A 24,571-nucleotide genomic window follows, 5' to 3' on the forward strand; every position below is an offset into this window, starting at 1 on the left:
TTATTCGACCACACGAGGAACAAGGTAGCAGCCATCAGCGACAGCAGGGGCAATGGCTTGATAGTCATCGCGGCGATTAGGTTCGGTCACCGCATCGACGCGCAACGCTTGCGTGGCATCAACAGGGTGCGCCATCGGCGCAATGCCACTGGTGTCAACGGCTTGCAGCTGATCGATGAGGCTAAGAATGGTGTTAAGGCTGTCGGTAACGCGTTGCTGCTCGTCGTTGGGGAGTTGCAGGCGTGCCAAATGGGCAATGCGACCCACTTGCTCTGATGTCAGTGCCATAAGGGCTAATGCTCCGGGCTGAGCGCTAAAGCGGCTCAAAGAAATGCGAGAGAATCGCTAAAGTTATCACACTCACAACTTGTCCAAAAGTCGCAGTTTGTTTACTCTTGCACGATTGTAGACCAAGTGTTTGTGCTTGGCAGCCGCTCAACCGCGTCGCGCTCCACCAAGCTTCGGCGCCCTCATTTTAGGTAACTCCCATGTTGTTTAAACGACTTCTCGGTTTGTTCTCGGCCGATCTCGCGATTGACTTAGGCACGGCAAACACGCTGGTGTACATCCCCGAGCGCGGCATTGTGCTCGATGAGCCATCAGTGGTGGCGATTCGCACCAATGGCGTGACCAAAACTGTGGCCGCTGTCGGTACCGATGCGAAGCGCATGTTGGGTCGCACACCGGGCAATATTTCCGCCATTCGCCCGCTCAAAGATGGCGTGATTGCCGATTTTGAAGTTACCGAAAAGATGCTCCAGTACTTTATTAAGCGCGTCCATGAGTCCGGTATTATGCCGCCGCGCCCGCGTGTTTTAGTCTGTGTGCCGTGCAAGTCCACGCTGGTTGAGCGCCGCGCCATTCGCGAATCCGTGCTCGGTGCCGGTGCCCGCGAAGTGCGTTTAATTGAAGAGCCCATGGCCGCCGCCATTGGCGCTGGTCTGCCGATTGAGCAGGCTTGCGGCTCCATGGTGGTCGATATTGGCGGTGGCACCACGGAAATCGCAGTGATCTCGCTGTCGGGTTCGGTGTATTCCGATTCGGTGCGTATTGGTGGCGATTTGCTCGATGATTGCATCGTCTCCTATGTGCGTCGTCAGCATGGTTGCCTGATTGGCGATGCCACGGCTGAGCGCATCAAGCAAGAAATCGGCACTGCCTTTGCAGGCGGTGAGCTGCGTGAAATCGAAGTGCGTGGCCGCAATCTTGCCGAAGGTGTGCCGCGCACATTCACACTCAATTCCGATGAAATCTTGGGTGCTATTCAAGATCCGCTCACCGGTATCATCACCGCCATTAAAAGCGCGCTGGAGCAAACACCGGCTGAGCTATCGGCCGATATCGCTGAGCGCGGCATTGTTTTGACGGGTGGCGGCGCATTGCTGCGTGACATCGACAAACTCATGGCAAAAGAAACGGGCTTGCCGGTGATTGTGGCTGAAGATCCGCTTACCTGTGTGGCGCGTGGTGGCGGTCGAGCATTAGAGTTCATCGACAACATCGCCTACGACATGTTGTTCCAAGACTAACGCCCTAGCGGGGTGAGCTATCTCTAACGCTCTGTTTCTTAGCAATCGTCGCGATGGTGTAACGTTCATCGTCGCGATGCTTTGCGCGTTGATATTACTGCTTGTTGATAGCCAGCGGCCGAGTCCATTGCAGCCACTGCGCAATGCGCTGTATAGCGTCATTGAGCCAGTGTTTCTGGGCCTCACATGGCCCAGCCGTAGCCTAGATGAGTTATCGGGTAATTTGCGTATGGGGCTGCAGCTGCAAGCCGAAAGCGATCAGCTCCGCGAAGAGAATTTGTTGTTGCGGTCGCAGGTGCAGAAGCTGTCTTTTCTCGCCAGCGACAATGCCCGACTGCGCGGCTTGCAAAGTGCCGCCGAGGTGCTCAACAGTCGCGTGCTTATCAGCGAGATTATTGGTCTCGATCCAAACCCAGATCATCATGTCTTGATTATCAATCGCGGACTTCAGCAAGGCATTTATGTTGGTCAGGCCATTCTTGATGCCAATGGCGTGTTTGGTCGTGTCATGCAGGTGGGTAATACCACTGCGCGCGTGATGCTGCTCACCGACCGTTCTCACTCGGTGCCAGTGCGCATCAATCGCAATGGTATTCGTGCCATTTTGTCGGGTACTGGCGATCGTCGCGAGCTGCGGCTGCAATACGTGCCGGAAAAATCTGACATCAATGTCGGTGATTTATTGGTGACGTCAGGGCTGGGTTTGGACTTTCCCGAAGGTTACCCGGTGGCGCGAGTGACGCAAATTGACCGTCAGGCGGATGATCAGTTTTTGCGCATCAGTGCCCTGCCAGTGGCAGCACTTGATCGCAGTCGCTACGTGTTGGCGTTGTTTGAGAAGCCCGTGGGGGCGCAGTTTATCGAGCCGGCCTCTGAAGTACCGGCTTCTGCGCCGTCGTCTGCGTCGGAGGCTGTTCATGCCGAAGCACCGTAATCCGCTGCTAGGCATGCTGCTCAGCATGCTCGCGGCGCTCATGTTGAGCGTCATGCCATTGCCCGATGAGCTCAACCCATGGCGCCCAGAATGGTTGATGCTGGTACTGGTCTTTTGGGCCATGCATGCGCCCAATTGGTTCGGTCTGTGGCTGGCGCTAGTTATGGGCGTCTTGCTCGATGTGCTGCTGGCCACCCCATTAGGGTTTTATGGCCTTGCCATGGTCGTCGTGGTGCAGCTGACACGCGCCACAGGCCAATGGTCTGGTGTTTTTTCAGTGCGCCATACCACCTTGCTATTGCTGGCATTAGTGGCGTTGAGTCGAAGCATTCATTACCTAATTTTGTCGCTTCAAGGCCTAGCGCCATCGGATGGCAGCGATTTTTTCCTGCCAGTGCTGTCTAGCGCGCTGATGTGGCCGACGGTCCTACTGCTATTAAAACGCTGGAGCCAGCGCACATGAGTAACTCGCCACGCTTGCTCTTGGCTTCCTCCTCGCCACGCCGTTTGGCGCTATTGCGGCAAGCGCATTTATCGCCCGTGGTGTTGCCGGTTGATGTCGATGAGTCAGTGCGCGATGGTGAGTCGCCGCTCGATTATGTGCAGCGTTTAGCATTAGCCAAAGCCCACGCTGGTCAGGTGCGTGCCGATGACCCGCAGGCCTGGGTGTTGGCAGCCGACACCACCGTGGTGGCAGGCGGTGAGATTTTAGGCAAGCCGGAATCATTGGCCGATGCGCAGCGCATTTGGGCGCTACTACCCTCCGCGGATCATTGCGTGCATACCGCCATTGCGGTGATGCATGGTGGTCACGCTGAGGTCGAGGTAGTCACCACCCGCGTTGAGTTTTTGGCTATTCCGGAGGCCGATCAAGTCGCCTATTGGGACAGTGATGAGCCCAAAGATAAGGCTGGTGCGTATGCCATTCAGGGGTATGCGGCGCTCTATGTGAAATCCATTCATGGCAGCTACACCAATGTCGTTGGGCTGCCCTTGGCGGAGACAGTCGCGCTGTTGCGGCGCACCGGCTATCCACTCTGGGAATAAATTATGGTTATGCGCGGCCCCAATACCGACGAGGTCTTGATCAATGTGACACCGATGGAGTCACGGGTCGCATTAATCGAAAATGGCGTGGTGCAAGAGTTATATATTGAGCGCAATGCGCACCGAGGCCATGTCGGCAATATTTATCGTGGCAAAGTCGTACGTGTATTGCCCGGTATGCAGGCGGCATTTATTGACATTGGCTTGAGCCGTACCGGGTTTATTCACGTCAATGATGTGCGCCTAGGCGCCGATCGCGAACGCCCAGAAACGATTTCAGCGCTGCATGAAGGTCAGAGCATTAGCGTGCAAGTCATGAAAGACATGATGGGCAGCAAGGGCGCGCGACTGACCATGGATCTATCGATCCCCGCGCGCTATTTGGTGTTCATGCCTTACAGCGATCAGCTTGGCATCTCGCAGAAAATCGATGACGAATCCGAGCGTGAGCGTCTAAAAGCGTTGGTGCGTGGTTTATCGGCAGAAATCGCTGGTGAGCTGGGCGGTGGGTTTATTGTGCGCACCGTTGCTGAAGGCGTTGATGACGCAGAGCTGCGTCACGACATGGCGTTTTTACTCAAGCTCTGGCGGCATGTTCAGCACAAAATTCAGCACACCAATGGCCCGGCCTGCATCAGCGAAGAATTGCCGCTGCCTTTGCGCACGCTGCGCGACATCGTTAGTCCGGAAGTGCAAAAAATCTTCATTGATTCCCGCGAAACACTGCAGCGTGCGCTGAGCTTTGCGCGCGAGTTTGTGCCTGGTTGTGAGGCGCGGGTGGAGCTTTATCAGGGCGAGCGGCCGCTGTTTGATTTATATAATGTTGAGGATGACTTGCAGAAGGCCTTAGAGCGCAAGGTCTATTTGAAGTCCGGTGGTTATTTGATCATTGATCAGACGGAGGCAATGACCACCGTGGATGTCAACACTGGCTCATTTGTTGGCTCACGAAACTTAGAAGACACGGTCTTTAAAACCAATCTGGAGGCCACGCACGCGATTGCCCGGCAGCTGCGACTGCGCAACTTGGGCGGCATCATCATTCTTGATTTTATTGATATGCAAGAAGATGAGCATCGCACGCAAGTCTTACGCTCACTGGAAAAAATGCTCGCCCGCGATCATGCCAAAACCCACATTACGCAAGTGTCGTCATTGGGCTTAGTGGAGATGACGCGCAAACGCACGCGTGATTCGCTGGAGCATATTTTGTGCGAAAGCTGCCCGAGCTGTGCCGGCCGCGGCACGGTGAAAACGCCAGAAACAGTATGCTTCGAAATATTTCGTGAGTTGCTCCGTGAGGCGCGCGCCTACGACGCCGCCAATGGCTACGAGGTGGTGGCTAGCCAGCGCGTGATTGATCGCTTATTGGGCGAAGAGTCGTCAGCGGTGGCCGACTTGGAAGCGTTTATTGGTAAGCCAATTCGCATTCAAGTGGAGACAAGTTATTCACAGGAGCAATACGATGTGGTTTTGCTCTAAGCGAGCAATGCCATGAGTCCCACGCGCCGCGTGGTCAGTCACAGTGCCCACGGCTTACTGTGGTTGCTGGCGATTTTGCTTATTCCGCTGGCATTGGCGGTGGGGCTGGGGCGTGAGTTAGCGCCATTACTCAACCAGCAAAAGCCAGCCATTGAGCGCTATGTCTCGGAAAAAACCGGCCTGCATATTCGCGTAGAGCGCATCACGGCGGATTGGCAGGGCTTGAGTCCGAGCATTCACATTGATGGCGTGCAAATAGCCGATCCCAAACAACCCCAGCTCACGCTACTGGCCGTGCCCCGTATTAGCACCAGGCCTGATTGGTGGGCGAGCTTGCGCGATTTATCGCCTCGTTTGCGTAGCGAGATTGATGGCTTGGCGCTGACGCTTGAGCCTGATCCTGCTGGTGGTGTACGAGTGCGCGAGTTCAGCGGCTTGCGCTCGTCTGAGCCGAAAGCCTTAGGCGACACGCTGCGCTGGCTATTTGCGCAACCGAGCATTGCCCTGAGCAACAGCGCCTTGACGTGGCAAGCACCGAAGCAGCTGGCGCAGCGCGTTGAAGACCTAACCGTGAGCCAGTTTAGTCGCAACAACGATTATCGCGCGCAAGTGCAATTTAAGCTGCAGGGCCGAGATGATATCCAGCGTGGTGTGATTCGCATTGCGGGTGACCCGTTGGCTTGGCAAGACGCGCCATGGCAAATCTATTTGAGTGTTCAAAATCTCAAGCACTGGCAGCCGTGGGCCGCCTTATTGCCCGCGGGTTGGCAGTTTGATTTGCAGTCTGGGCAGGGCGAGCTGTGGCTCACGGGGACCGGCAATGCACCAACGCAGGCCACGCTGTCGGTGCAAGCTGTCTCCGGCCGTGCGAAATGGCCTGATTCACCACCATATCGTCTGCGCGATTTACGCGGGGTATTTATGGTGCAGGGTGAATTTGCGCGCGGCCGGCTGGCGTTTAGTGAGGTCAGTGGCCAGCTCGATGGCCTAGCGATTCCGATGCAGCGCGGTCATGTGTCGTGGCAGCCTGATGCCTTGAGCGTTGCGCTGGCCGGTTTATCGCTGCATGAAGGCTATGCCTTGGCGAAGCGTGAAGGGGTTATTCCGGCGTCGTTTGCGGCGCCATTGCAGCGCTTAAATCCCACCGGCTTTGTGCCTCGAATGCATATTGAGGCGGTACGTGAGAATAAGCAGTGGGCATTGCGCTCGGCCAATGCCGAGTTTAAGGCGCTGAGTTGGCAGGCCTACGATACCTTACCTGGCGCCAACAATATGGCGGGCTGGATACAGGCCAGTGCCACCGAAGGCTTGGTGTATTTAGATGCGCGGGGCGCGACCATTAATGCGCCGCAGGTATTTCGTGAGGTCATTAGCGCTGATACCTTGCGGGGCGGTGTGCGCTGGTATCGGCGTGCGCAGCAATGGCATGTCGACAGCGATGTTTTATCGCTCGATAACGCCGATGCGAAGGCGCGCGTGCAGTTTGCCCTGCAGCTACCGCACGATAAAAACAGCGCGCCGCGATTGGATTTATTGGCGGGGCTCTATGACGGCCAGGTGGCCAGTGCTTGGCGTTATGTGCCGTGGCGTGCAGCAGGCGATAAGTCATTGGCGTGGTTAAGAAAGTCACTCGTGGCGGGTCAAGTGCCAAGCGGTGCACTTGTTTTTAGCGGCGAAGTGCGGCCCGGTCGGCCAGACTCAGGTGTGCTCGATATGTCATTTGGCATGAGCAATGCCTCGCTCGACTATGCCGCCGGCTGGCCGACCTTGCAGCAGCTCAATGGCCGCGTCGATATACGCGGGCGCGCGTTGCAGGTGCATGCCGACTCGGGGCGCATTATGGGCGCACAACTGCGCCAAACCGATGCGCGCATTGCCGATCTAAAACAGTCGGTGTTGCGAGTTGACTCGGATTTGACACTCGATTTAGTCGACCTTGATCGCTTGCTTGCCGATTCGCCATTGCGCTCAAAAACAGCAGGTGTGGCCAAGCGCCTAGCGATGCGCGGTGAAGCGCAAGCACAGCTTTCACTGACTTTGCCTCTTGCCAGTCTCGATGCGCGTGTGCAGGTTGAGGCGCGCGTGAACGATGCCACGGTGGGCTTAGCCGCAAGTCCGATAACGTTTCAGCAGGTCAGTGGCGATATTGCGTTTGATAGCCAGCGCGGACTCAACGGCAGCCTCAGTGCTCAGCTCTGGGATGAGCCCGCGCAAGTCACATTGGCTAGTGTGCAGCGCGCTAATCAATGGCACTCGCAAGCGGTGAATGTGCAAGCGCCGGTGAGCGCAGATGCGCTGAGTCGTTGGTTGGGTAGTGATTTATCGGCGGTGATAGCCGGCCGTACGCCGGTAACCGTTGCGCTCGATTTGCCCGTGGCGCGAGCAGGCAGTAGCGATTTACGCATTCGCAGCGACCTGCAGGGGCTCGCTATTTTATTGCCTGAGCCACTGGCTAAGCGGGCCGATAGTCGGGCTGCGTTGAACTATCAGGGCAAGCTCGGTGAGGGCGTGCAGATGGCGCGTGCAAGCATTGCTGGCAAGGCGCAGGCGGGGCTGACCTGGCGCGATAATCAGTTAACTCGGCTGCTATTACGCGTCGGTTTACCCGGCTTGGCGTGGCGTGAGCAGCCCGGTATTGGCATTGAGGCGTCTGTTGCTACGTTACAGCTGAATGCTTGGCAAGCACTGTTGGCGCCAAGCAAAAAGTCATCGGCCAAGCCTGTTGCCGAGGCATTGCCGCGCCTGCAGCAACTCAGTGTGCAAAGCCAATCGTTGCGCGCGGGTACAACGGATTTGGGGCCGGTGCGGTTGAGCATTGCGCGCGAAAAAAACGACTGGCTCATAGAAGCCGAAGGCATTGCACCAAAAGCTTTGCCGCAATGGCCATCGACACAGCTGAGCGCGCGCGTGAAGGCGCAAGATAAAGGCGGTTGGTTAGTGGCGCCCTTGACGCTGACGCAGCCGGCGGCAGAGTTTACCGGTGAATTTGGTTGGGGCACGGGCGGTGCGGCGACCAGCCGCTTATCGGGGCAGGTCAAAACGCGCGCCAGCGCCACGCTGCTGAGCCAGCTGGGTCTGTCCGCGAGTATGGAATCGCGTCGTGGCCAGCTGGATGTGGCGTTGACGTGGCCGGGCACGCCAGCCGACGTGGCGCTCGATCGGGTCTCGGGTACGCTCAATGCGCGCTTTAATGATGGTCGTCTGGTCGGCATTAATCAGCTCAATCCTTTGGCGCGCGTCTTTGGTTTGGTCAATGCCAGTAACCTCATGCGCCGGTTGCGCTTCGATTTTTCCGATGTCACGCGCAAGGGTCTGAGCTTCGACTCGCTTGACCTGAGTGGGGAGTTAAATCAGGGCATCATCAAGCCAGCAGATATTGATTTGGCCGGGCCGTCATTAAATCTTCGTGGCCGGGGTAGTGTGAATACGCTGACGCGCCAGATAGATCAGCGCTTGCGCGTGGACATTCCCGTGAGCAGCGCGGTGCCGGTGGTGGCTGGCTTTCTGGCTGGCCCGGTGGTGGGTGGTGCGTTGGTCGCCGCCGATTTATTGCTCGATAAACAGCTCTCACGCCTGACCTCCGTGCGTTATCACGTGACGGGTCCGTGGGATAATTTACGCATTGATGATGAGGCACTCGTGAAGCCTGAGAAGGCAGCTGAGTCCGCCGCTCAGGAGTAATTTGCATGCGTGTTGGCGCCTTAGAGCTTTGTAGCAGCGATGACATTGCCGCAAATCAGCAGGCCATTAGCTACGGCATTTGCCAAGCGCAATCGGCGGGTGTTGAGCTCTTGGTATTGCCTGAGAATTGCCTTGTTTTTGGCCCTGATGCGGTTGCTCAGGCCGCGCTAGCGCATGCGTCGTGGCTGGCGTGGCTAGCGGCGCAAGCGCGTGCGGCGAAGATTTGGCTGCTGGCGGGCACGGTGCCGCTGCCGTATCGGCCTGATGGTACGCCGGTGCCAAACGGCCGCGTGCGCAGTGCCAGCCTGCTTTTTAGCGCGTGGGGCGAATGCGTCGGGCGCTACGACAAACGCCATTTATTTGATGCTCAAGTTGGCGATGCGCAAGGCGCATACCGCGAGTCTGCACGCTATGAACCAGGTGACGAGGCTGAGCTGTTATTGACCCCGTGGGGCGCGCTTGGCGTGCTCACGTGCTATGACTTGCGCTTTCCTGAGCAGGCGCGGGTGCTACGCAAAGCCGGTGCGCAATTGCTGGTTGTACCCGCGGCCTTTACCGCAGCAACGGGTGCTGCACATTGGCAAGTGCTGTTGCGTGCACGCGCCATCGAAAATCAGTGCGCGGTTATTGGTGCCGCCCAGGGTGGCCAACACAGCGCCACGCGCCAGACCTGGGGACATAGCCAAATCATTGATGCGTGGGGGCAGGTATTAGCGATTCGTGATGAGTCAGGCCAGCCAGCGCTGGTTGTGGCGGACATTGATCAGCAGCAACAGCAGCAATGGCGTGCCGACATGCCGGTGGAGGCGCACCGGCTCGATTAGCTATTAATAGCCGCCAGTTCGCGTAAATGCAGCCAAAGTCGATGCTGGGCTGGCGCTGGCAGGTCCGCTGATTCGGCGGCATCCGGTGGCTCGGGTTTAGCTGCCACTGCCGCCGCGAGCTTGCTTTGCTCCTGCTGGGCCTGGCGAACATATTGCCGCAAGGTATGTCGGTCAGCGGCCGGAAACTTCGCTAACACCTCGCCAATATAGGAATCGCCCTGCTGCAGTAGTCGCGCCTGAATAAGGTCAAGCTGGCGCTGCAGTGCGGGGTTTTTAAGCGGATGCATGGCGGCTAACAGCGCAGCTTCATCGGCGTGTCGCATAAGCTTGCCAATGTATTGCTTGTGACGGCGGAGGGCTTCGTTGGCTTTGATTTTTTTGGTATCGAGCAGTGCTTTCAGCAGCATGTCATCGATGGGCAGTTGTTTGAGTTGCTTATCGCTGAGCTCAGCCAGGCGCTCGCCTAAAGCTTGCAGGCGGTCTACCGAGCGTTTTTGATCGGATTTGCTGATGAAAAACTCATCATCTTCTTCTGGCAGGTGACGCAAACTCATCGGAGCTCCAGCGGGCTAGCAATAATGCCGCCATGATAGCCTATTCTGATTCGCCAAACCTGTCGGCAATCAATGCTGTGACGGCGGCTAGCGCGGCATCTGCATCATCACCCTCAATGTGAAGGCGCAAGCAACTGCCATGCCCAGCACCAAGCATGAGCAGTGACATGATGCTGCGCGCATCAACTAAACGCTCACCGCGCCCAATACGAATAGCCGATGAGAATTGGGAAGCGGTTTCCACGAGCTTGGCAGATGCCCGCGCATGAAGACCTAAGCGGTTAATAATATCAACATCGACGGCATGCGCAGGCATTACAGCGGTCCTTGGCGGGTAAGTTCTCGGTGTCTAACCTGCAGTTTTCCCAAGCTATTTGTCGATACCTGCGCTAAGCGCTCGACCATATAAACGCTGCGATGCTGGCCGCCGGTGCAACCAATGGCGACCGTCACGTAGCTGCGGTCGTTGGCTTGCAGTTCGGGCAGCCATTTATTTAAAAAGCTTTCTATGTCGTTAAATAGTGCCTCAACCAGCGGATGGTCGGTGAGGTAGTCGGCAACAGGCTGGTCAAGTCCGGTTAAATGGCGCAATGACATTTCCCAGTGCGGATTAGGCAGGCAGCGCACGTCAAAAACTAGGTCGGTATCGAGCGGTACACCATGCTTGAAGCCGAATGATTCGAGCAAGACGCTGCGCTGTGTGGTGCTGGGGTCGGCAAACCGTGTGCGGAGATTTTCACGCAGCTCATGCACGGTGAGGGTGGTGGTGTCGAGTTGCAGCACGGCACGCGAGGCGAGTGGGTCGAGGAGCTTGCGCTCAAACGCGATGGCTTCATCGAGCGAGCGCGAGTCGGAGCTTAACGGGTGGCGCCGACGCGTGGCGCTAAAACGTGCGAGTAAGATGTCATCGCGCGCATCTAAATACACCACATCGGGTCGTGTATTTTGCGCCGTTAGTGTGGTGGCAATGTCTCCATAGCGGGCAATGTCTGCGGGGCGGTTGCGGGCATCGATGCCCACCGCTAGGCCTTGGTTTGTCTTGGTGTTCTCTTGTAAAAAGTTGGCGACAAGCTCTGGCAGTAGCGCAACCGGTAAGTTATCGACGCAGTAATAACCCAAGTCTTCGAGCTGGTGCAGGGCGGTTGATTTCCCTGATCCGGATCGGCCGCTGACAATCACCAATTTCATAAGATTTTCCGCACAACACAGATGGTCTCTATCCTCGGGCTCGGGCGCTAGATTGGCAAGTAGGTATTTGTCACTGAACGTGAGTCTTCCATAAAAAATGCCCAGCGGGGCTGGGCATTTAGTTAGTGGCTAAGTGGACTTAGTGCGATGCGTGCTTCTCTTTATGACGCACCACCTGTCGATCGAGTTTGTCCGACAGTTTATCAATAGCGGCGTAGAGGTCTTCGGACTGGGCGTTGGCAAACAGTTTTGCGCCCGACGTTCGAATCACAGCTTCGGCTTTTTGCACCAGTTTATCGACACTTAAAATGACATCGATGCTGGTGATGTGGTCAAAATGCCGCTCAATACGCGCGAGCTTAGACTCGGCATAATCACGGAGGGCATGGGTAAGTTCAACGTGGTGTCCACTGATGGTCATCTGCATGAGACGCTTCCTCGCTTTCGTGGTTGACGACAGCGGGAACCAAGGCTTCCGAGGCAGTGGCGGGTCGTACGGTTGGGGCATCGCAGCCCTAACGCGGGCGGCCTGTCGAGTCCGAAAGCAGCGATTCCCAGTGTTTGGTTCACAACGTGCTTCGCTTCACATCAACATCCGGTATGACTTCACTGTAGCCATCTCTGCGGCATTAAAGCAAGCGCTTTCGGTCACTCGATGAGGGAATATTTAAGGACTCGCGATACTTCGCCACGGTGCGTCGCGCCACCTCAATTCCTTGCTCCAAAAGCAGCTCAGCTAACTTGCTGTCACTCAAGGGCTTTTTCGGATTTTCTTGGCCCACGAGCTTTTTTATCATGGCGCGAATGGCTGTGGATGAGGCTTCACCGCCGGCGCTAGTACCAACATGCGATGAGAAAAAATACTTGAGCTCGTAGAGTCCGCGTGGGGTGAGCAGGTATTTTTGCGTGGTCACCCGCGAAATGGTCGATTCGTGCAAGCCGACCTCATCAGCCACATCTCGCAAAATCAGCGGTTTCATGGCCTCGGGGCCGTGCTCCAAAAAGCCGCGCTGATGCTCAACGATGCAACTGGCGACCTTCAGTAGCGTTTCATGGCGGCTTTGCAGGCTCTTAATGAGCCAGCGTGCCTCTTGCAGATTGTCGCGAATGTATTGGTTGTCGCGGCTGCTATCAGCGCGTTTGATCATGCCGGCGTACCCGGCATTGACGCGTAACTTTGGCGCGGCGTCGGGGTTGAGTTCAACGCGCCAGAGCCCGCGCAGCTTGCGCACCACTACGTCGGGGATGACCTGGCGCTCATCATCGGCACTCGCCCAGCCCTCGCCGGGATGTGGCTTGAGCTCGCGAATGAGTGCAATGGCGGCATGTACGACGCGTTCAGACAATCCCGTGGCGCGCATCAGCCCGGCTAGGTCGCCGGAGGCCAGGCGCGCTGTGTGTTCGCGCATAATGAGCTTGGCACTGGCGAGGTATTCGGTGTCGGGCGGGCGCTGATTGAGCTGAATCAGCAAGCATTCGCTTAAATCACGAGCAGCCACACCCGGCGGGTCAAAGTGTTGCACGCGATGCAGCACCGCCAAGACTTCGTCTTCTTCAGCGGCTTCATTGCACCAGTTTAATGCGGTTTCGGCGAGCTCATCGAGGCTTACGGTGAGGTAGCCGCGGCCATCTAAGCCATCAATAATGGCCTCGGCAATGACCCTGTCTAGCTCGCTAAAAGGGGTGACGTTGAGCTGCCAGCGCAGGTGATCTTGCAAGGTTTCAACAGCGGCTTTGCGGGCCTCAATGGGTTCGCCATCGTCATCGACGGGTTCGCCGCCGCTGCCGCTGGTGCTGCCAATATAGACATCATCCCAGGCGGTATCGACCGGTAGCTCATCGTGTAGGGAGTCGTGCTTTTCTAGGTCTAGCGATTCGCGCTCTTTAGCAATCGGGCTTTCTGGGTTGGTGTTATCTGTGCTTGCGGCGTCAGAGGCGTCTTGGCCATCGTCGAGCTCGAGTAACGGGTTATCATCGAGTGCGCTTTGCACTTCTTGCTGCAGTTCCAGTGTCGACATCGCTAGCAGCTTAATGGCCTGCTGCAGCTGCGGTGTCATGGTTAGGCTTTGGCCTAACCCCAGTTGCAGGCTCGGTTTCATCACAGCGAAAACTGCTCCCCAAGATACACTTCGCGCACCAGTGGGTTGGCCAAAATAGCCTCTGGCGTGCCTTCGGCGATCTCAACACCGGCGCTGACGATATAGGCCTTCTCGCATATATCGAGGGTTTCGCGGACATTGTGGTCGGTAATTAAGACGCCAATGCCGCGCTGCTTGAGGTGCGTGATGATGCCTTTGATATCGGCAACCGAAATCGGGTCGACACCGGCAAACGGCTCATCGAGCAAAATAAACTGCGGGTCGCTGGCCAACGCACGAGCGATTTCCACGCGCCGACGCTCACCGCCCGACAGGCTCATGCCAAGGCTTTTGCGAATATGCGTAATGTGAAACTCCGCCAGCAATGACTCAAGCTTGGCGAGGCGATCGGCCTTTTTCAGGTCGGCGCGGGTTTCCAAAATTGCCAAAATATTGTCTTCCACGCTGAGCTTGCGGAAGATCGATGCCTCTTGCGGCAAATAGCCAATGCCTTTGCGGGCACGACCGTGCATGGGCAAGTGCGAAATATCTTGGCCATCGAGCACAATGCGCCCGCGCTCCATCGGCACCAAGCCGACAATCATATAAAAGCTGGTGGTTTTGCCGGCGCCATTGGGGCCAAGTAGCCCAACGATTTGCGCGCTTTCCACACTCAGGCTGACGTCCTTGACCACGGTGCGGCCTTTATAACTTTTCGCGAGATTCTCTACGCGCAAGACGCTCATTGGGCAGTCTCCGAGAAGCTGCTGGCGTTGTCTTTGCTCGGCTTTTTCTCGCCGCGCGCCTGCGGTGGAAACACCAGCTGCACGCGCTGCTCGCTGTTGCCGCTGGCCTCAATCTGCTTTTTCTCGGTCGAATAAACAATGCGCGGGCCACTAAACTTCGCCCCGTCTTGGGTCAGCAGCGCATTGCCAATCAGCACCAAGCTGCCGGTGCGATGATCAAACTGAATTTCATCGGCACTGGCGTTGACTAAGCCTTTGGCCGGATCGGTGCGCTGCTGATAACGCGCCGGTTTGCCCAATGTGCGTGCGGTGGTCAGCGCGCCTTGGTCGTCGACGCGTAGGGTTAATGTATCGCCTTGCACTTTCAGCGTGCCCTGAATGACCACGACATTGCCGCGATAGACAGCCTTGCCGGTTTTTTCATCGAAACGGGCATTGTCGGCGCTAATATTGACGGGCTGCTGAGCATCCTCAGGCAGCGCCCACGCCAGTGCCGGCAGTAGTGACACAACAAATAATAGGCCAAAGAGTGGCTTAGCGCGCTGGCGCATAAGTCACCTCAACGGCAGATGAGAATTGCATATGTTTGCCTTGTAAGTCAGCGCTGAGTCCGGTGCCGCTCATCTTGCCCTGCGTGCTGATGATAGTCACGCGCTCAGGCGTGGAGACTTTGTCGGCTTGGGGCTCAATGCGCAGTCGTGTGGTGTTGAGTTGCAGTGGCGCAGCATCGGGGAGTGTGCGAACAGCCTGCACATCGCCAATAAACCAGGCTTCACTGCCGGGGTCGCTGCTGTTGGCGCGCTGACTGGTTAGGCGCCACATGGCTTGGCCGTTGCGGTAGAGCCGCAAGTCTGGCTGGGTTAGCTCAAAGCGCTCAGGACTGGGGCGATGGATAAGCTCGCGACCAGTGGCTGTTTGCAGGAGCTGGCCATCGGCGCCGGTTTGCCACAGTGCGAGGCCATCAACAATATAGTCTGGCGTGCGGCCATCACTCGTATCTTTCACGTTGCTGGTGTTCCAACCGCCATAGCCATAATAACCAAGTGCACCGATGGCCAGCAGCATGCCGGAGAGTCGTAGCAGCGGGCGCGCGTCCATTTAGTGCGCCAAGTATGGGGCAAGGGCGTCGTCGTAGCGGCCCTGTGCCATCAGCAGCAAGTCGCACACTTCGCGCACGGCGCCGCGCCCGCCGCCAAGCGTGGTGACGTGGTCGGCGCGCTGGCGGAGCTCTTGATGCGCATTGGCCACGGCAATGCCTAAACCGGCGGCGAGGATGGCGGGCAGGTCGGGCCAGTCATCGCCAACATAGGCGACTTCATCGCGGCTTAAACCGAGCGTGCCGATGAGCTCGGTGAGCGCCACGAGCTTGTCCTCGCGGCCTTGCTGCAAATGCACAATGCCTAAATTGCGTGCGCGACGCTGCACCAGCTCGGTGGTGCGGCCAGTAATGATGGCGACTTGCACGCCCGCGGCCTGCAGCATTTTGATGCCGTGGCCATCTTGCGTGTCGAAGGTTTTGCTTTCATCACCCGCTTCGGAGAAATACAGCCGGCCATCGGTGAGTACGCCATCGACATCGAGCGCTAAGAGCTTGATGTGCTGTGCTTTTTCTTTAACGCGACAAGAAATCATTAAACCACTCCAGCCCGCAGGAAGCCGTGCATATTGACTGCGCCTACCGGGCGATGTTCGGGGTCGACGACAACCACGCCATTGATGCGCCGCGCGTCCATTTCGGCGAGTGCTTCCGCCGCTAAGATGCCGGCACGTACGGTCAGGCAGTTCGGTGTCATGACTTGCTCGATGGGCGTATTTTTGATGTCTAGGTTTTGGTCGATACTGCGCCGCAAATCGCCGTCGGTGTAAAGCCCGGCCAAGCGGCCATCGGCATCGACCACGGTGGTCATACCGAGGCCTTTGCGGGTGATTTCCAGCAGTGCATCGCGAATTGAAGTACCGACGCTGACCATTGGCACCTCGTCGCCTTTGTGCATGATGTCATCGACGCGTAAAAGTAGTCGCCGGCCGAGCGCACCGCCAGGATGCGACAGCGCAAAATCTTCGGCAGTAAAGCCGCGCGCCTCAAGCAGAGCGACCGCGAGCGCATCGCCAAGCACCAGTGTGGAGGTGGTCGATGAGGTCGGCGCAAGACCCAGCGGGCAAGCCTCCGGCGATTTGCCGATGGTCAGTGCCACATCGGCGAGCTGCGCCATGCTACAGGCGGGCAGGGCGGTGATGGTAATGAGCTTGGCGCGCAGACGTTTGATGACCGGAATAATACCGAGAATTTCATGCGCCTCGCCGGAATTAGAAATAGCGATGACCACGTCATGGGGCGTGACCATGCCGAGATCACCGTGACTGGCCTCGCCCGGGTGCATAAAAAAGGCTGGTGTGCCGGTGGAGGCAAAGGTCGCCGCCATCTTTTTGCCAATATGACCCGACTTGCCCATGCCGGTAACGACTACGCGGCCCGTGCTGGCCATGATCAATTCGCAGGCGCGGCCAAAGGCCTCATCGAGCAAGGGGCGCATGGCCTCTAAGGCGGCCAGCTCCACGGCCAACACACGTTGCCCTGAGGCAATAAAGTCGCGCTCGCTCATGTCGTCATCCTTAGCCAGTGTGTTTATGAGAGTGGTTGCGATTATGGACAACCCCGGTGGCCACGACTAGCCCCACGCGATGTTTCCGCTGCAATTGCCATCGGTGCTATGATGCGCGCCATTCATTCAGCTAGGCGTTGTTTGCCCATGTCCGACTCTGCAGATGATTTAGTCACTATTTCCGACCTGTGCTTTACGCGCGGCGAACGAGTGATTTTCGATGGCGTCAATGTGCGCATCCGTCGTGGTCAAGTCACCGCCATCATGGGGCCGTCGGGCTGTGGTAAAACCACGCTGTTGCGTTTTATTGGCGGTCAGTTGCGCCCCGACAGCGGCAGCGTGCAAGTCGCTGGTCAGGAAGTGCCGAAACTCTCGCGCGAGGCCTTATTTAAGTTGCGTGCGCGCATGGGCATGCTATTTCAGTCGGGCGCCTTGTTTAGCGATTTATCGGTCTATGAAAACGTCGCATTTCCGCTACGTGCGCACACCACGCTGCCAGAGCAGTTAATTGGCGATATCGTGCGCTTGAAGCTCGAGTCCGTGGGCCTGCGTGGCGCTGAGCAGCTCTCGCCAGCGGAACTTTCCGGTGGCATGGCGCGGCGTGCCGCGTTGGCACGCGCCATTGCCCTCGACCCAGAATTGATCATGTACGACGAACCCTTTGCTGGCCAAGATCCGATTGTCATGGGTGTACTGGTGCGCCTCATTCGCACCTTGCGCGAAGCCTTGCAGCTAACCACGGTGATCGTCTCCCACGATGTTGATGAGACCTTGTCGATTGCCGACTATATCTATGTGCTGGCCAATGGCCGTGTCGTCGGCGAAGGCTCGCCCGATGAGCTGCGTGCCTCCGAGTCGCCGCTGGTTCAGCAATTCTTAAATGGCAGCGCCGATGGCCCGGTGCGCTTTCATTACCCATCGCCCAGCTGGGCCGATGCGTTGGGGTCCTAAGCTATGTTGTCTGCAATTTCACGGCTCGGCGCGCAGGGTTTGGCAGCAATCGCCACCTTAGGCGATGCCTTTATCATGCTCTGGCAGGCTATTATTTGCTGGCCAAAATGGCGCTCGGCGTTGGCCTTGCTGGTCGCGCAAATTTATTCTGTGGGCGTATTGTCGCTGGTCATTATTGTCGTCTCCGGACTGTTTATTGGCATGGTACTGGGCCTGCAGGGCTACAATATTCTCATCACCTATGGCAGCGAGCAGGCGCTCGGCACTATGGTCGCGCTGACCCTCACGCGTGAACTCGGGCCAGTGGTCACGGCCTTGCTGTTTGCCGGCCGCGCCGGCTCAGCATTAACCGCTGAAATTGGCTTGATGAAAGCCACCGAGCAGCTCTCCAGCATGGAGATGATCGGTGTTGACCCGCTGCGCCGCATCATTGCCCCACGTTTTTGGGCGGGTGTGATTTCCATGCCCTTGCTGGCGACGATTTTTGTTGCGGTTGGGGTTTTGGGTGGCCGCTTAGTCGGTGTCGATTGGTTGGGCATTTTTGAAGGTTCGTATTGGGCCAATATGCAGCAGTCGGTGAGTTTTGCCGATGATGTGCTGAAAGGCTTGCTGAAAGCGCTGGTGTTTGGTGTCGCGGTAACCTGGATTGCGGTCTATCAAGGCTATGCCAGCGCGCCTACTAGCGAAGGTATTTCTCGTTCGACCACGCGTACCGTGGTGTATGGATCGCTGGCGGTGCTGGCGCTCGATTTTATTCTCACTGCGGTGATGTTTGGAGGCGTGTGATGCGTATTAAGTCTGTTGAGTTACTGGTCGGCACTTTTCTGCTGATGGCGTTTGGCGCACTGATGTTTTTGGCGATCCAGGTCAGTGGTTTATCGGGTGAGTTGAGCAAGCCGAGCTACCGTGTCTATGCGCTCTTTCAAAATGTCGGCGGCCTTACCGTGCGGGCGAAAGTAACCATGGCTGGTGTGCCGATTGGTCGTGTGGAGTCCATCACGCTAGATCCGAAAACACTGCTGGCGCGCGTTGAGATGTCGGTCGATAACGAGGTCAATGACATCAGCACCGACACCGTGGCGGCGATTTTGACTGCGGGTTTGTTGGGCGAGAAGTACATCGGCTTCACGCCCGGTGCCGACGAGGAAGTCTTAGAAGAGGGCAGTCGAATCTTCCAAACGCAGTCATCGTTAGTGTTGGAAGACTTAATCAGTAAGTTCTTGTTTAATAAAGCCACTGAAACCCCACCGGCAGCTGGTGCGTCATCGTCTGCGGCGGATCAAGCGTTTTAAGTCCGGTTAGTCCTTTGCTTTCGGAGATTTTCATGCGGAATATGTTGAAATTTATGCTACCGATTCTGGCTTTTGCTATGCCTGTCGGTGTGCAGGCAGCGCCAGAATCTAACCCGCAGGTGGTGGTGCAAACGGCCATTACGAAGTTGACTGCGCGTATCGAAAAAGACCGCGAATCGTTACGTAAAGATCCGGCCGCACTCAATGTCGTGATTGAGGAAAATATCGCGCCATTTGTCGATATTGCCGGCATTGCTCGTGGTGTTATGGGCCAGTTCTTCCGCCAAGCCACCGATGCCCAGCGTGATCGCTTTGCCACCGTGTTTAAGCAGAGCATGGTGCGTACCTACGCCAATGGCCTGACCTCCTATGACAATCAGGTCATCACCGTGAAGCCTTATGTGCCCAGCGATACACCTAATCGTGCGCAAGTGGAGGTCGAGGTGGCCTTGGAAAATGGCACCGTGGTGCCGGTGATTTTCCAGATGATTCGCGCTGGCGATGGTCGTTGGATGACGCGCAACTTGATCGTCAATGGTCTGAACTTAGGTCTGACCTTTCGCAAGCGCTTTGCTGAAGTGGTTGAGCAAAATGCCGGTAACATCGACAAGGCCATTACCAGCTGGTCGCCGGCACCGATTGATGTCGTGAAGGATAAGTCGTGAGCTACGCCGTTGCTGGCATCGAGGCCGGCCTGCGCTTGAGTGGTCGCGTTGATTACAGCAACGCCAGTGCGGCTCAGCAGGCTGGCGAGGCCGTATTGGCTACGCTGTCGGCGGGCGAATGGCGGTGTGAGTTATCAGCGCTAGAGACAGGTAGCAGCGTTACTGCTGCGGTCTTGATGGCCTGGCAGCGTTATGCCTTGGCGCATGACAGTCGCTTAGTTTTAACGCAGGCGCCCGAGCGCTTGGTGGCTATTTTGGCAGCTAGCAACTTGGCTGAGGTTTTTGCTGTAGAACATCGTTTAGAAGGAATGCACGCGTCATGAATGCCCATGAAATTGAACAGCGCCTAAAAGCGGCGATCACCGATGCTGAACACATTGCCGTAGAGGGTGATGGCGGCAAATTTACCGTCACAGTTGTTCATACGGCGTTTGAGACGCTGCGTCCGGTAGCGAAGCAGCAGCTGATTTATGGCCCATTGCAGGCCGATATTGCCAGTGGCGCAATTCACGCGGTGAGCATGCGTACGTTTACGCCAGAAGAGTGGCGCAAAGCCAAGCTTTTTGGTTGAGTTTCTTTAGTCCTTTGCACAGGCGGTCTGCACCTTCATGGATAAATTATTAATTGTTGGCGGCCACCGCCTAAGCGGCGATGTGCGTATCTCTGGTGCCAAAAATGCCGCGCTGCCGCTGCTGGTGGCGCCGCTACTCACCGATGATCCGGTGACCGTCACCAATGTGCCGAAGCTGCAAGATGTCACCACGATTTTGAAAGTGGTGGGCAGTATGGGTGTCGATGTGCAATTTGCCGACGATAATGTTGTGCATATCAATGCCAGCTCGCTGAACTCTGCCGTTGCACCCTATGAGTTAGTGCGCACCATGCGCGCCTCGATTTTGGTGCTCGGCCCGCTGCTCGCACGCCATGGCGAGGCTACGGTGTCATTGCCGGGCGGTTGTGCCATTGGCTCGCGTCCGGTCGATCAGCACCTCAAGGCGTTAGAGAAGCTCGGCGCTGAGATTCGCGTAGAAAACGGCTATGTGCACGGCAAGATCAATGGCCGTCTGCAGGGTGCGCACTTGGTCTTTGATATGGTCACCGTGGGCGGCACCGAAAACATCCTGATGGCCGCCAGTCTCGCCGAAGGCACCACAGTCATTGAGAATGCGGCGCGCGAACCAGAGATTGTCAATTTAGCCGAGATGCTGATTGCTATGGGCGCGAAAATTGAAGGTGCCGGCACCTCGACCATTACTGTGATAGGCGTCGATAAACTCCACGGCTGCACGCATGCGGTGATTCCTGATCGCATCGAGACCGGCTCGTATTTGTGTGCGGCAGCGATTACTGGTGGCACGATTCGCGCCACCCACGCCGACCCCTCGCAGCTCGACGCAGTATTGCTCAAGCTTGAAGAGGCCGGCGCGGTGATCACCACCGGCCCGGATTGGATTGCGCTGGATATGCAAGGCCGCCGTCCGAAAGCCGTGAGCTTTCGCACCGCGCCACATCCGGCATTTCCCACCGATATGCAGGCGCAATTTATGGCCGTCAATACCGTGGCCGAGGGCGTTAGCACCATCAGCGAGACGATTTTTGAGAACCGCTTTATGCACGTGCCGGAGCTCAGTCGCTTCGGCGCGAAAATTAGCATCGATGGCCATACCGCGGTGGTCACCGGCGTTGATGCGCTGCAAGCCGCACCGGTCATGGCCACCGACTTGCGCGCCTCGATGTCGCTGGTGCTCGCGGCCTTGGTGGCCGACGGCGAAACAGTGATGGATCGCCTCTACCACATGGATCGCGGCTATGAACGTCTCGATGAAAAGCTGCGCGGCCTCGGTGCCGACGTGCAGCGTTTATCCGCGCGGAGAGCCCAATGAGTTTAACCATAGCCTTGTCCAAGGGACGCATCTTAAAAGATACCTTACCCTTGTTGGCTGAAGCGGGCATTGAGTTGTTGGAAGACCCGGAAAAAAGCCGCAAGCTGATTTTTCCGACCACGCAAGCAGGCGTCAATATCATTATTTTGCGCGCCACCGACGTGCCCACCTTTGTGCAAAATGGCGCGGCTGACATTGGCGTGGCGGGCAAAGATGTGCTCGTGGAGCACGGTGCCGATGGCTTGTTTGAGCTCGTTGATTTGCGCATTGCGCAATGCCGTTTGATGACCGCCGCGGCTGTTAATGCGCCCGCACCGGCGGGTCGCTTGCGGGTTGCGACGAAGTTCATCCACACCGCTAAGCGCTGGTATGCCGAGCGCGGCGAGCAAGTTGAACTGATTAAGCTCTATGGCTCCATGGAGCTGGCACCAGTGATGGGCTTGGCCGATGTCATTGTTGATGTTGTCGATACCGGCAAGACCTTGAAAGAAAATGGCCTAGAGCCGCGCGAGCTGATCATGCACGTGAGCTCGCGGTTGGTGGTCAACAAGCTCGCAATGAAAATGAAACAAACGCAGATTGCCCCCTTGGTCGCCAAGCTGCAGTCTGCGGTGGATGCTCGGGAGCATGCCACGGCCTAAATAATGCGGCCGCCTGATGACACGGGCGGCGCTCGTGACAATGACAGGATGAGCATGAACAGACTCGATAGCCGCGATGCCAATTTCACTCAGCAACTCGATGCGCTGCTGGCTTGGGAGGGTGTCTCCGACGCCGCAGTACAAACTCGCGTACTCGATATTATTGCCGCCGTGCGTGCCGAGGGCGATGCCGCGGTGGTGCGCCTGAGCAATCAGTTCGACCAACTCTCAGCGGTCTCCATGGCCGACTTAAGCGTTAGCCCTGAGCGTTTAAAGCAGGCCTACGATAGCCTGCCCACTGCCGAGCGCGAGGCACTCACGCAAGCCGCCGAGCGCATCCGTCGCTATCACGCACACCAAGTGCAGGAGTCCTGGCAATACACCGAGGCCGACGGCACGGTGCTAGGCCAGCAAGTCACGCCGCTAGATCGTGTTGGTATTTATGTGCCCGGTGGCAAGGCGTCGTATCCGTCATCGGTGCTAATGAACGCGCTGCCGGCCAAGGTCGCCGGCGTTGCCGAAGTCATCATGGTGGTGCCAACGCCACGCGGCGAGGTCAATGAGCTGGTATTCGCCGCCGCGCATTTGGCCGAGGTCGATCGTGTCTTTACCCTCGGTGGCGCGCAGGCAGTGGCGGCTTTGGCCTATGGCACCGAGAGCGTGCCGCGCGTCGATAAAATCGTTGGCCCTGGCAATATCTACGTGGCCACTGCCAAGCGTCAGGTCTTTGGCCAAGTCGGCATCGACATGATTGCGGGGCCCTCGGAGATTCTCATTTATTGCGATGGCCAGACCGATCCCGACTGGATCGCCATGGATCTGTTTTCGCAAGCCGAGCACGATGAGCTCGCGCAGTCGCTACTGATTGCCCACGACGCAGCCTATCTCGATGCCATGGAGGCGTCGATTGCACGCTTGCTGCCAACGCTGGAGCGCGAAGCCATTGCCCGTGTGTCCTTGCGTGATCGTGGCGCCTTAATCTTGGTGGCCGATGAAGCCGAGGCCTTGGCATTGATCAATCGCATTGCGCCCGAGCATTTAGAGCTCTCGGTGGCCGATCCGCAGGCCTTGTTGCCGGCCATTCGCCATGCCGGCGCGATTTTTATGGGTCGTCACACGCCCGAGGCCTTGGGCGATTATTGCGCCGGGCCTAATCATGTGCTGCCGACGTCGGGCACGGCGCGGTTTTCATCGCCGCTCGGTGTTTACGACTTTCAAAAGCGCAGCAGTCTCATTGGCTGCTCGCCGCAAGGCGCATCCACACTGGCCGCCGTGGCCTCGGTGCTGGCGCGAGGCGAGGGCTTAACGGCACATGCGCGTTCGGCCGAATACCGCCTGTTGCCAAACAAATAATGCATCTGATCGACTGATAGGAGTGTTATCGCGATGAGCCGCTTTTGGAGTGCCCGTGTGCGCGAGCTGGTGCCGTATGTGCCGGGCGAGCAGCCGAAAATCAGCAATCTGGTGAAGCTCAATACCAACGAGCATCCATTTGGGCCCTCGCCAAAAGCCATCGCTGCCATGCAGGCGGCCTTGACCGATGATTTGCGGCTCTATCCTGACCCCAACGCCGATGCCTTGCGGCAAAGCATCGCCGACTATTACGATCTCGCCGCACAAGGGGGCGACAAGTCGTGGGTATTTGTCGGCAATGGCTCCGATGAAGTACTGGCGCACGCATTTCATGGCCTCTTTCAGCACGATAAACCGCTGCTTTTTCCCGACATCAGCTACAGCTTTTACCCAGTCTATTGCCAGCTCTACGACATCGCCTTCGAGACCGTGGCGCTTACTCCGGCGTTTGAAATTGACCCCGTGGACTACGCGCGGCCCAATGGCGGCGTGATTTTCCCCAACCCCAATGCGCCCACTGGTCGTGTTTTGGCGCTCGCTGCCATTGAGCAGATTTTGCAGGCCAATCGCGATGTCGTGGTGCTGGTGGATGAAGCCTATATCGACTTTGGCGGCGACTCGGCGGTGGCCTTGGTGGGTCGTTATGATAATTTGCTAATTACCCAAACGCTGTCGAAGTCGCGTGCCTTAGCGGGCCTGCGCGTGGGTCTGGCGATTGGTCAGCCGCACCTGATTGAGGCGCTAGAGCGCATCAAAAATAGCTTTAATTCGTATCCGCTGGGGCGCGTGGCCTTAGCGGGTGCGCAGGCAGCGTTTGAGGATCGTGCGTATTTCGATTCCATGCAGCAGATGGTGGTGATGCAGCGCGACAGCCTCACGGCCAAGCTCGAACGCATGGGCTTTGAGGTGCTGCCATCGGGGGCGAATTTTGTCTTTGCGCGGCATCCTGCTCATGCCGGTGCTGACTTGGCGCAGGCGCTGCGTGAGCGCGCCGTGGTAGTGCGGCAGTTCAATAAACCACGCATTGCGGAGTTTTTGCGCATCACCGTGGGCACGCCCGACCAACACGCCGCACTGCTGGAGGCGTTGGCAGAGATCATTATGTGATGATCTCTGGGCC

The 24,571-nt window shown here is 57.3% G+C and carries 28 protein-coding genes; 17 read left to right on the forward strand and 11 right to left on the reverse strand.

Annotated elements, in window-relative coordinates; all coding sequences use genetic code 11:
- Complete coding sequence (gene gatC / locus DFR26_RS04285; protein WP_116207740.1) at window positions 1-288, reverse strand: Asp-tRNA(Asn)/Glu-tRNA(Gln) amidotransferase subunit GatC; 288 nt, start codon at window positions 286-288, stop codon at window positions 1-3.
- Window positions 289-488: 200 nt separating this feature from the next.
- On the opposite strand from gatC, the gene DFR26_RS04290 reads away from it, so the two are divergent.
- Genes DFR26_RS04290 through DFR26_RS04320 form a run of 7 tightly spaced genes read left to right on the forward strand, consistent with a single transcriptional unit; the run spans window position 489 to window position 9,497 of the window.
- On the forward strand, window positions 489-1,529 hold the full coding sequence (locus DFR26_RS04290) for a rod shape-determining protein (RefSeq protein WP_220375699.1): 1,041 nt from the start codon (window positions 489-491) through the stop codon (window positions 1,527-1,529).
- A 31-nt stretch (window positions 1,530-1,560) separates the two neighbouring features.
- Window positions 1,561-2,463 (forward strand): rod shape-determining protein MreC, encoded by a 903-nt coding sequence (gene mreC / locus DFR26_RS04295; protein ID WP_281269882.1) that lies wholly within the window; start codon window positions 1,561-1,563, stop codon window positions 2,461-2,463.
- A complete protein-coding gene (mreD, locus tag DFR26_RS04300; RefSeq protein ID WP_181898984.1) occupies window positions 2,447-2,926 on the forward strand; it encodes a rod shape-determining protein MreD in 480 nt (159 codons plus the stop codon). Before mreC ends, mreD begins: the two co-directional genes overlap by 17 nt.
- Entirely contained in the window at window positions 2,923-3,510 is a 588-nt protein-coding gene (locus tag DFR26_RS04305; protein WP_116207743.1) for a Maf family protein, read from the forward strand. The genes mreD and DFR26_RS04305 overlap by 4 nt, the downstream gene beginning before the upstream one ends.
- Window positions 3,511-3,519: 9 nt before the next feature.
- Window positions 3,520-4,992 carry a ribonuclease G gene (gene rng / locus DFR26_RS04310; RefSeq protein WP_220375725.1) on the forward strand — a complete coding sequence of 491 codons (1,473 nt, stop codon included), beginning with the start codon at window positions 3,520-3,522 and terminating at the stop codon, window positions 4,990-4,992.
- A 12-nt stretch (window positions 4,993-5,004) separates the two neighbouring features.
- The gene (locus DFR26_RS04315) at window positions 5,005-8,673 is read left to right on the forward strand and encodes a YhdP family phospholipid transporter (RefSeq protein ID WP_116207745.1); all 3,669 of its coding nucleotides are present in this window, start codon (window positions 5,005-5,007) and stop codon (window positions 8,671-8,673) included.
- A gap of 5 nt (window positions 8,674-8,678) precedes the next feature.
- A complete protein-coding gene (locus DFR26_RS04320) occupies window positions 8,679-9,497 on the forward strand; it encodes a nitrilase-related carbon-nitrogen hydrolase (protein ID WP_116207746.1) in 819 nt (272 codons plus the stop codon).
- Here the strand turns inward: DFR26_RS04320 and yjgA are convergent.
- From yjgA to DFR26_RS04370, 10 genes are all read right to left on the reverse strand, one after another.
- Window positions 9,494-10,051, reverse strand: a complete 558-nt coding sequence (gene yjgA, locus DFR26_RS04325) for a ribosome biogenesis factor YjgA (RefSeq protein WP_116207747.1) — start codon at window positions 10,049-10,051, stop codon at window positions 9,494-9,496. The two genes, DFR26_RS04320 and yjgA, sit on opposite strands and share 4 nt — an antisense overlap.
- 40 nt (window positions 10,052-10,091) lie before the next feature.
- On the reverse strand, window positions 10,092-10,367 hold the full coding sequence (locus tag DFR26_RS04330) for an HPr family phosphocarrier protein (protein ID WP_116207748.1): 276 nt from the start codon (window positions 10,365-10,367) through the stop codon (window positions 10,092-10,094).
- Window positions 10,367-11,239 (reverse strand): RNase adapter RapZ, encoded by an 873-nt coding sequence (gene rapZ / locus DFR26_RS04335; RefSeq protein WP_116207749.1) that lies wholly within the window; start codon window positions 11,237-11,239, stop codon window positions 10,367-10,369. Before rapZ ends, DFR26_RS04330 begins: the two co-directional genes overlap by 1 nt.
- Window positions 11,240-11,378: 139 nt before the next feature.
- On the reverse strand, window positions 11,379-11,666 hold the full coding sequence (gene hpf, locus DFR26_RS04340; RefSeq protein ID WP_116207750.1) for a ribosome hibernation-promoting factor, HPF/YfiA family: 288 nt from the start codon (window positions 11,664-11,666) through the stop codon (window positions 11,379-11,381).
- A gap of 202 nt (window positions 11,667-11,868) precedes the next feature.
- Window positions 11,869-13,338, reverse strand: coding sequence for an RNA polymerase factor sigma-54 (locus DFR26_RS04345; RefSeq protein ID WP_116207751.1), 1,470 nt, complete (start codon window positions 13,336-13,338; stop codon window positions 11,869-11,871).
- The gene (gene lptB / locus DFR26_RS04350; RefSeq protein WP_116207752.1) at window positions 13,338-14,063 is read right to left on the reverse strand and encodes an LPS export ABC transporter ATP-binding protein; all 726 of its coding nucleotides are present in this window, start codon (window positions 14,061-14,063) and stop codon (window positions 13,338-13,340) included. The genes DFR26_RS04345 and lptB overlap by 1 nt, the downstream gene beginning before the upstream one ends.
- Window positions 14,060-14,614 carry a lipopolysaccharide transport periplasmic protein LptA gene (gene lptA, locus DFR26_RS04355; protein ID WP_116207753.1) on the reverse strand — a complete coding sequence of 185 codons (555 nt, stop codon included), beginning with the start codon at window positions 14,612-14,614 and terminating at the stop codon, window positions 14,060-14,062. Before lptA ends, lptB begins: the two co-directional genes overlap by 4 nt.
- The gene (gene lptC / locus DFR26_RS04360; protein ID WP_116207754.1) at window positions 14,598-15,161 is read right to left on the reverse strand and encodes an LPS export ABC transporter periplasmic protein LptC; all 564 of its coding nucleotides are present in this window, start codon (window positions 15,159-15,161) and stop codon (window positions 14,598-14,600) included. Before lptC ends, lptA begins: the two co-directional genes overlap by 17 nt.
- The gene (gene kdsC, locus DFR26_RS04365; protein WP_245953007.1) at window positions 15,162-15,695 is read right to left on the reverse strand and encodes a 3-deoxy-manno-octulosonate-8-phosphatase KdsC; all 534 of its coding nucleotides are present in this window, start codon (window positions 15,693-15,695) and stop codon (window positions 15,162-15,164) included. It abuts the gene before it with no gap.
- Window positions 15,695-16,666: a KpsF/GutQ family sugar-phosphate isomerase gene (locus DFR26_RS04370; RefSeq protein WP_116207755.1), complete on the reverse strand. Its 972-nt coding sequence runs from the start codon at window positions 16,664-16,666 to the stop codon at window positions 15,695-15,697. Before DFR26_RS04370 ends, kdsC begins: the two co-directional genes overlap by 1 nt.
- A gap of 147 nt (window positions 16,667-16,813) precedes the next feature.
- On the opposite strand from DFR26_RS04370, the gene DFR26_RS04375 reads away from it, so the two are divergent.
- The 10 genes from DFR26_RS04375 to hisC are packed head-to-tail and all read left to right on the forward strand — an operon-like array spanning window position 16,814 to window position 24,558.
- A complete protein-coding gene (locus DFR26_RS04375; RefSeq protein ID WP_116207756.1) occupies window positions 16,814-17,617 on the forward strand; it encodes an ABC transporter ATP-binding protein in 804 nt (267 codons plus the stop codon).
- A 6-nt stretch (window positions 17,618-17,623) separates the two neighbouring features.
- Window positions 17,624-18,403: a lipid asymmetry maintenance ABC transporter permease subunit MlaE gene (gene mlaE, locus DFR26_RS04380; RefSeq protein ID WP_245953030.1), complete on the forward strand. Its 780-nt coding sequence runs from the start codon at window positions 17,624-17,626 to the stop codon at window positions 18,401-18,403.
- Window positions 18,403-18,909, forward strand: a complete 507-nt coding sequence (gene mlaD, locus DFR26_RS04385) for an outer membrane lipid asymmetry maintenance protein MlaD (RefSeq protein WP_116207758.1) — start codon at window positions 18,403-18,405, stop codon at window positions 18,907-18,909. The genes mlaE and mlaD overlap by 1 nt, the downstream gene beginning before the upstream one ends.
- A 32-nt stretch (window positions 18,910-18,941) precedes the next feature.
- The gene (locus DFR26_RS04390; protein ID WP_116207759.1) at window positions 18,942-19,574 is read left to right on the forward strand and encodes an MlaC/ttg2D family ABC transporter substrate-binding protein; all 633 of its coding nucleotides are present in this window, start codon (window positions 18,942-18,944) and stop codon (window positions 19,572-19,574) included.
- Window positions 19,571-19,897, forward strand: a complete 327-nt coding sequence (locus tag DFR26_RS04395; RefSeq protein WP_116207760.1) for an STAS domain-containing protein — start codon at window positions 19,571-19,573, stop codon at window positions 19,895-19,897. The genes DFR26_RS04390 and DFR26_RS04395 overlap by 4 nt, the downstream gene beginning before the upstream one ends.
- Window positions 19,894-20,145 (forward strand): BolA family protein, encoded by a 252-nt coding sequence (locus DFR26_RS04400; RefSeq protein ID WP_116207761.1) that lies wholly within the window; start codon window positions 19,894-19,896, stop codon window positions 20,143-20,145. Before DFR26_RS04395 ends, DFR26_RS04400 begins: the two co-directional genes overlap by 4 nt.
- Before the next feature lie 37 nt (window positions 20,146-20,182).
- On the forward strand, window positions 20,183-21,457 hold the full coding sequence (gene murA, locus DFR26_RS04405) for a UDP-N-acetylglucosamine 1-carboxyvinyltransferase (protein ID WP_116207762.1): 1,275 nt from the start codon (window positions 20,183-20,185) through the stop codon (window positions 21,455-21,457).
- The gene (gene hisG / locus DFR26_RS04410) at window positions 21,454-22,098 is read left to right on the forward strand and encodes an ATP phosphoribosyltransferase (protein WP_116207763.1); all 645 of its coding nucleotides are present in this window, start codon (window positions 21,454-21,456) and stop codon (window positions 22,096-22,098) included. The genes murA and hisG overlap by 4 nt, the downstream gene beginning before the upstream one ends.
- A 54-nt stretch (window positions 22,099-22,152) precedes the next feature.
- The gene (hisD, locus tag DFR26_RS04415) at window positions 22,153-23,451 is read left to right on the forward strand and encodes a histidinol dehydrogenase (protein WP_245953008.1); all 1,299 of its coding nucleotides are present in this window, start codon (window positions 22,153-22,155) and stop codon (window positions 23,449-23,451) included.
- A 33-nt stretch (window positions 23,452-23,484) separates the two neighbouring features.
- Window positions 23,485-24,558 carry a histidinol-phosphate transaminase gene (gene hisC, locus DFR26_RS04420; RefSeq protein ID WP_116207765.1) on the forward strand — a complete coding sequence of 358 codons (1,074 nt, stop codon included), beginning with the start codon at window positions 23,485-23,487 and terminating at the stop codon, window positions 24,556-24,558.
- Window positions 24,559-24,571: the final 13 nt, after the last annotated feature.

The organism is Paraperlucidibaca baekdonensis, assembly GCF_003387535.1.
Taxonomy (GTDB): Bacteria; Pseudomonadota; Gammaproteobacteria; order Pseudomonadales; family Moraxellaceae; genus Perlucidibaca; species Perlucidibaca baekdonensis.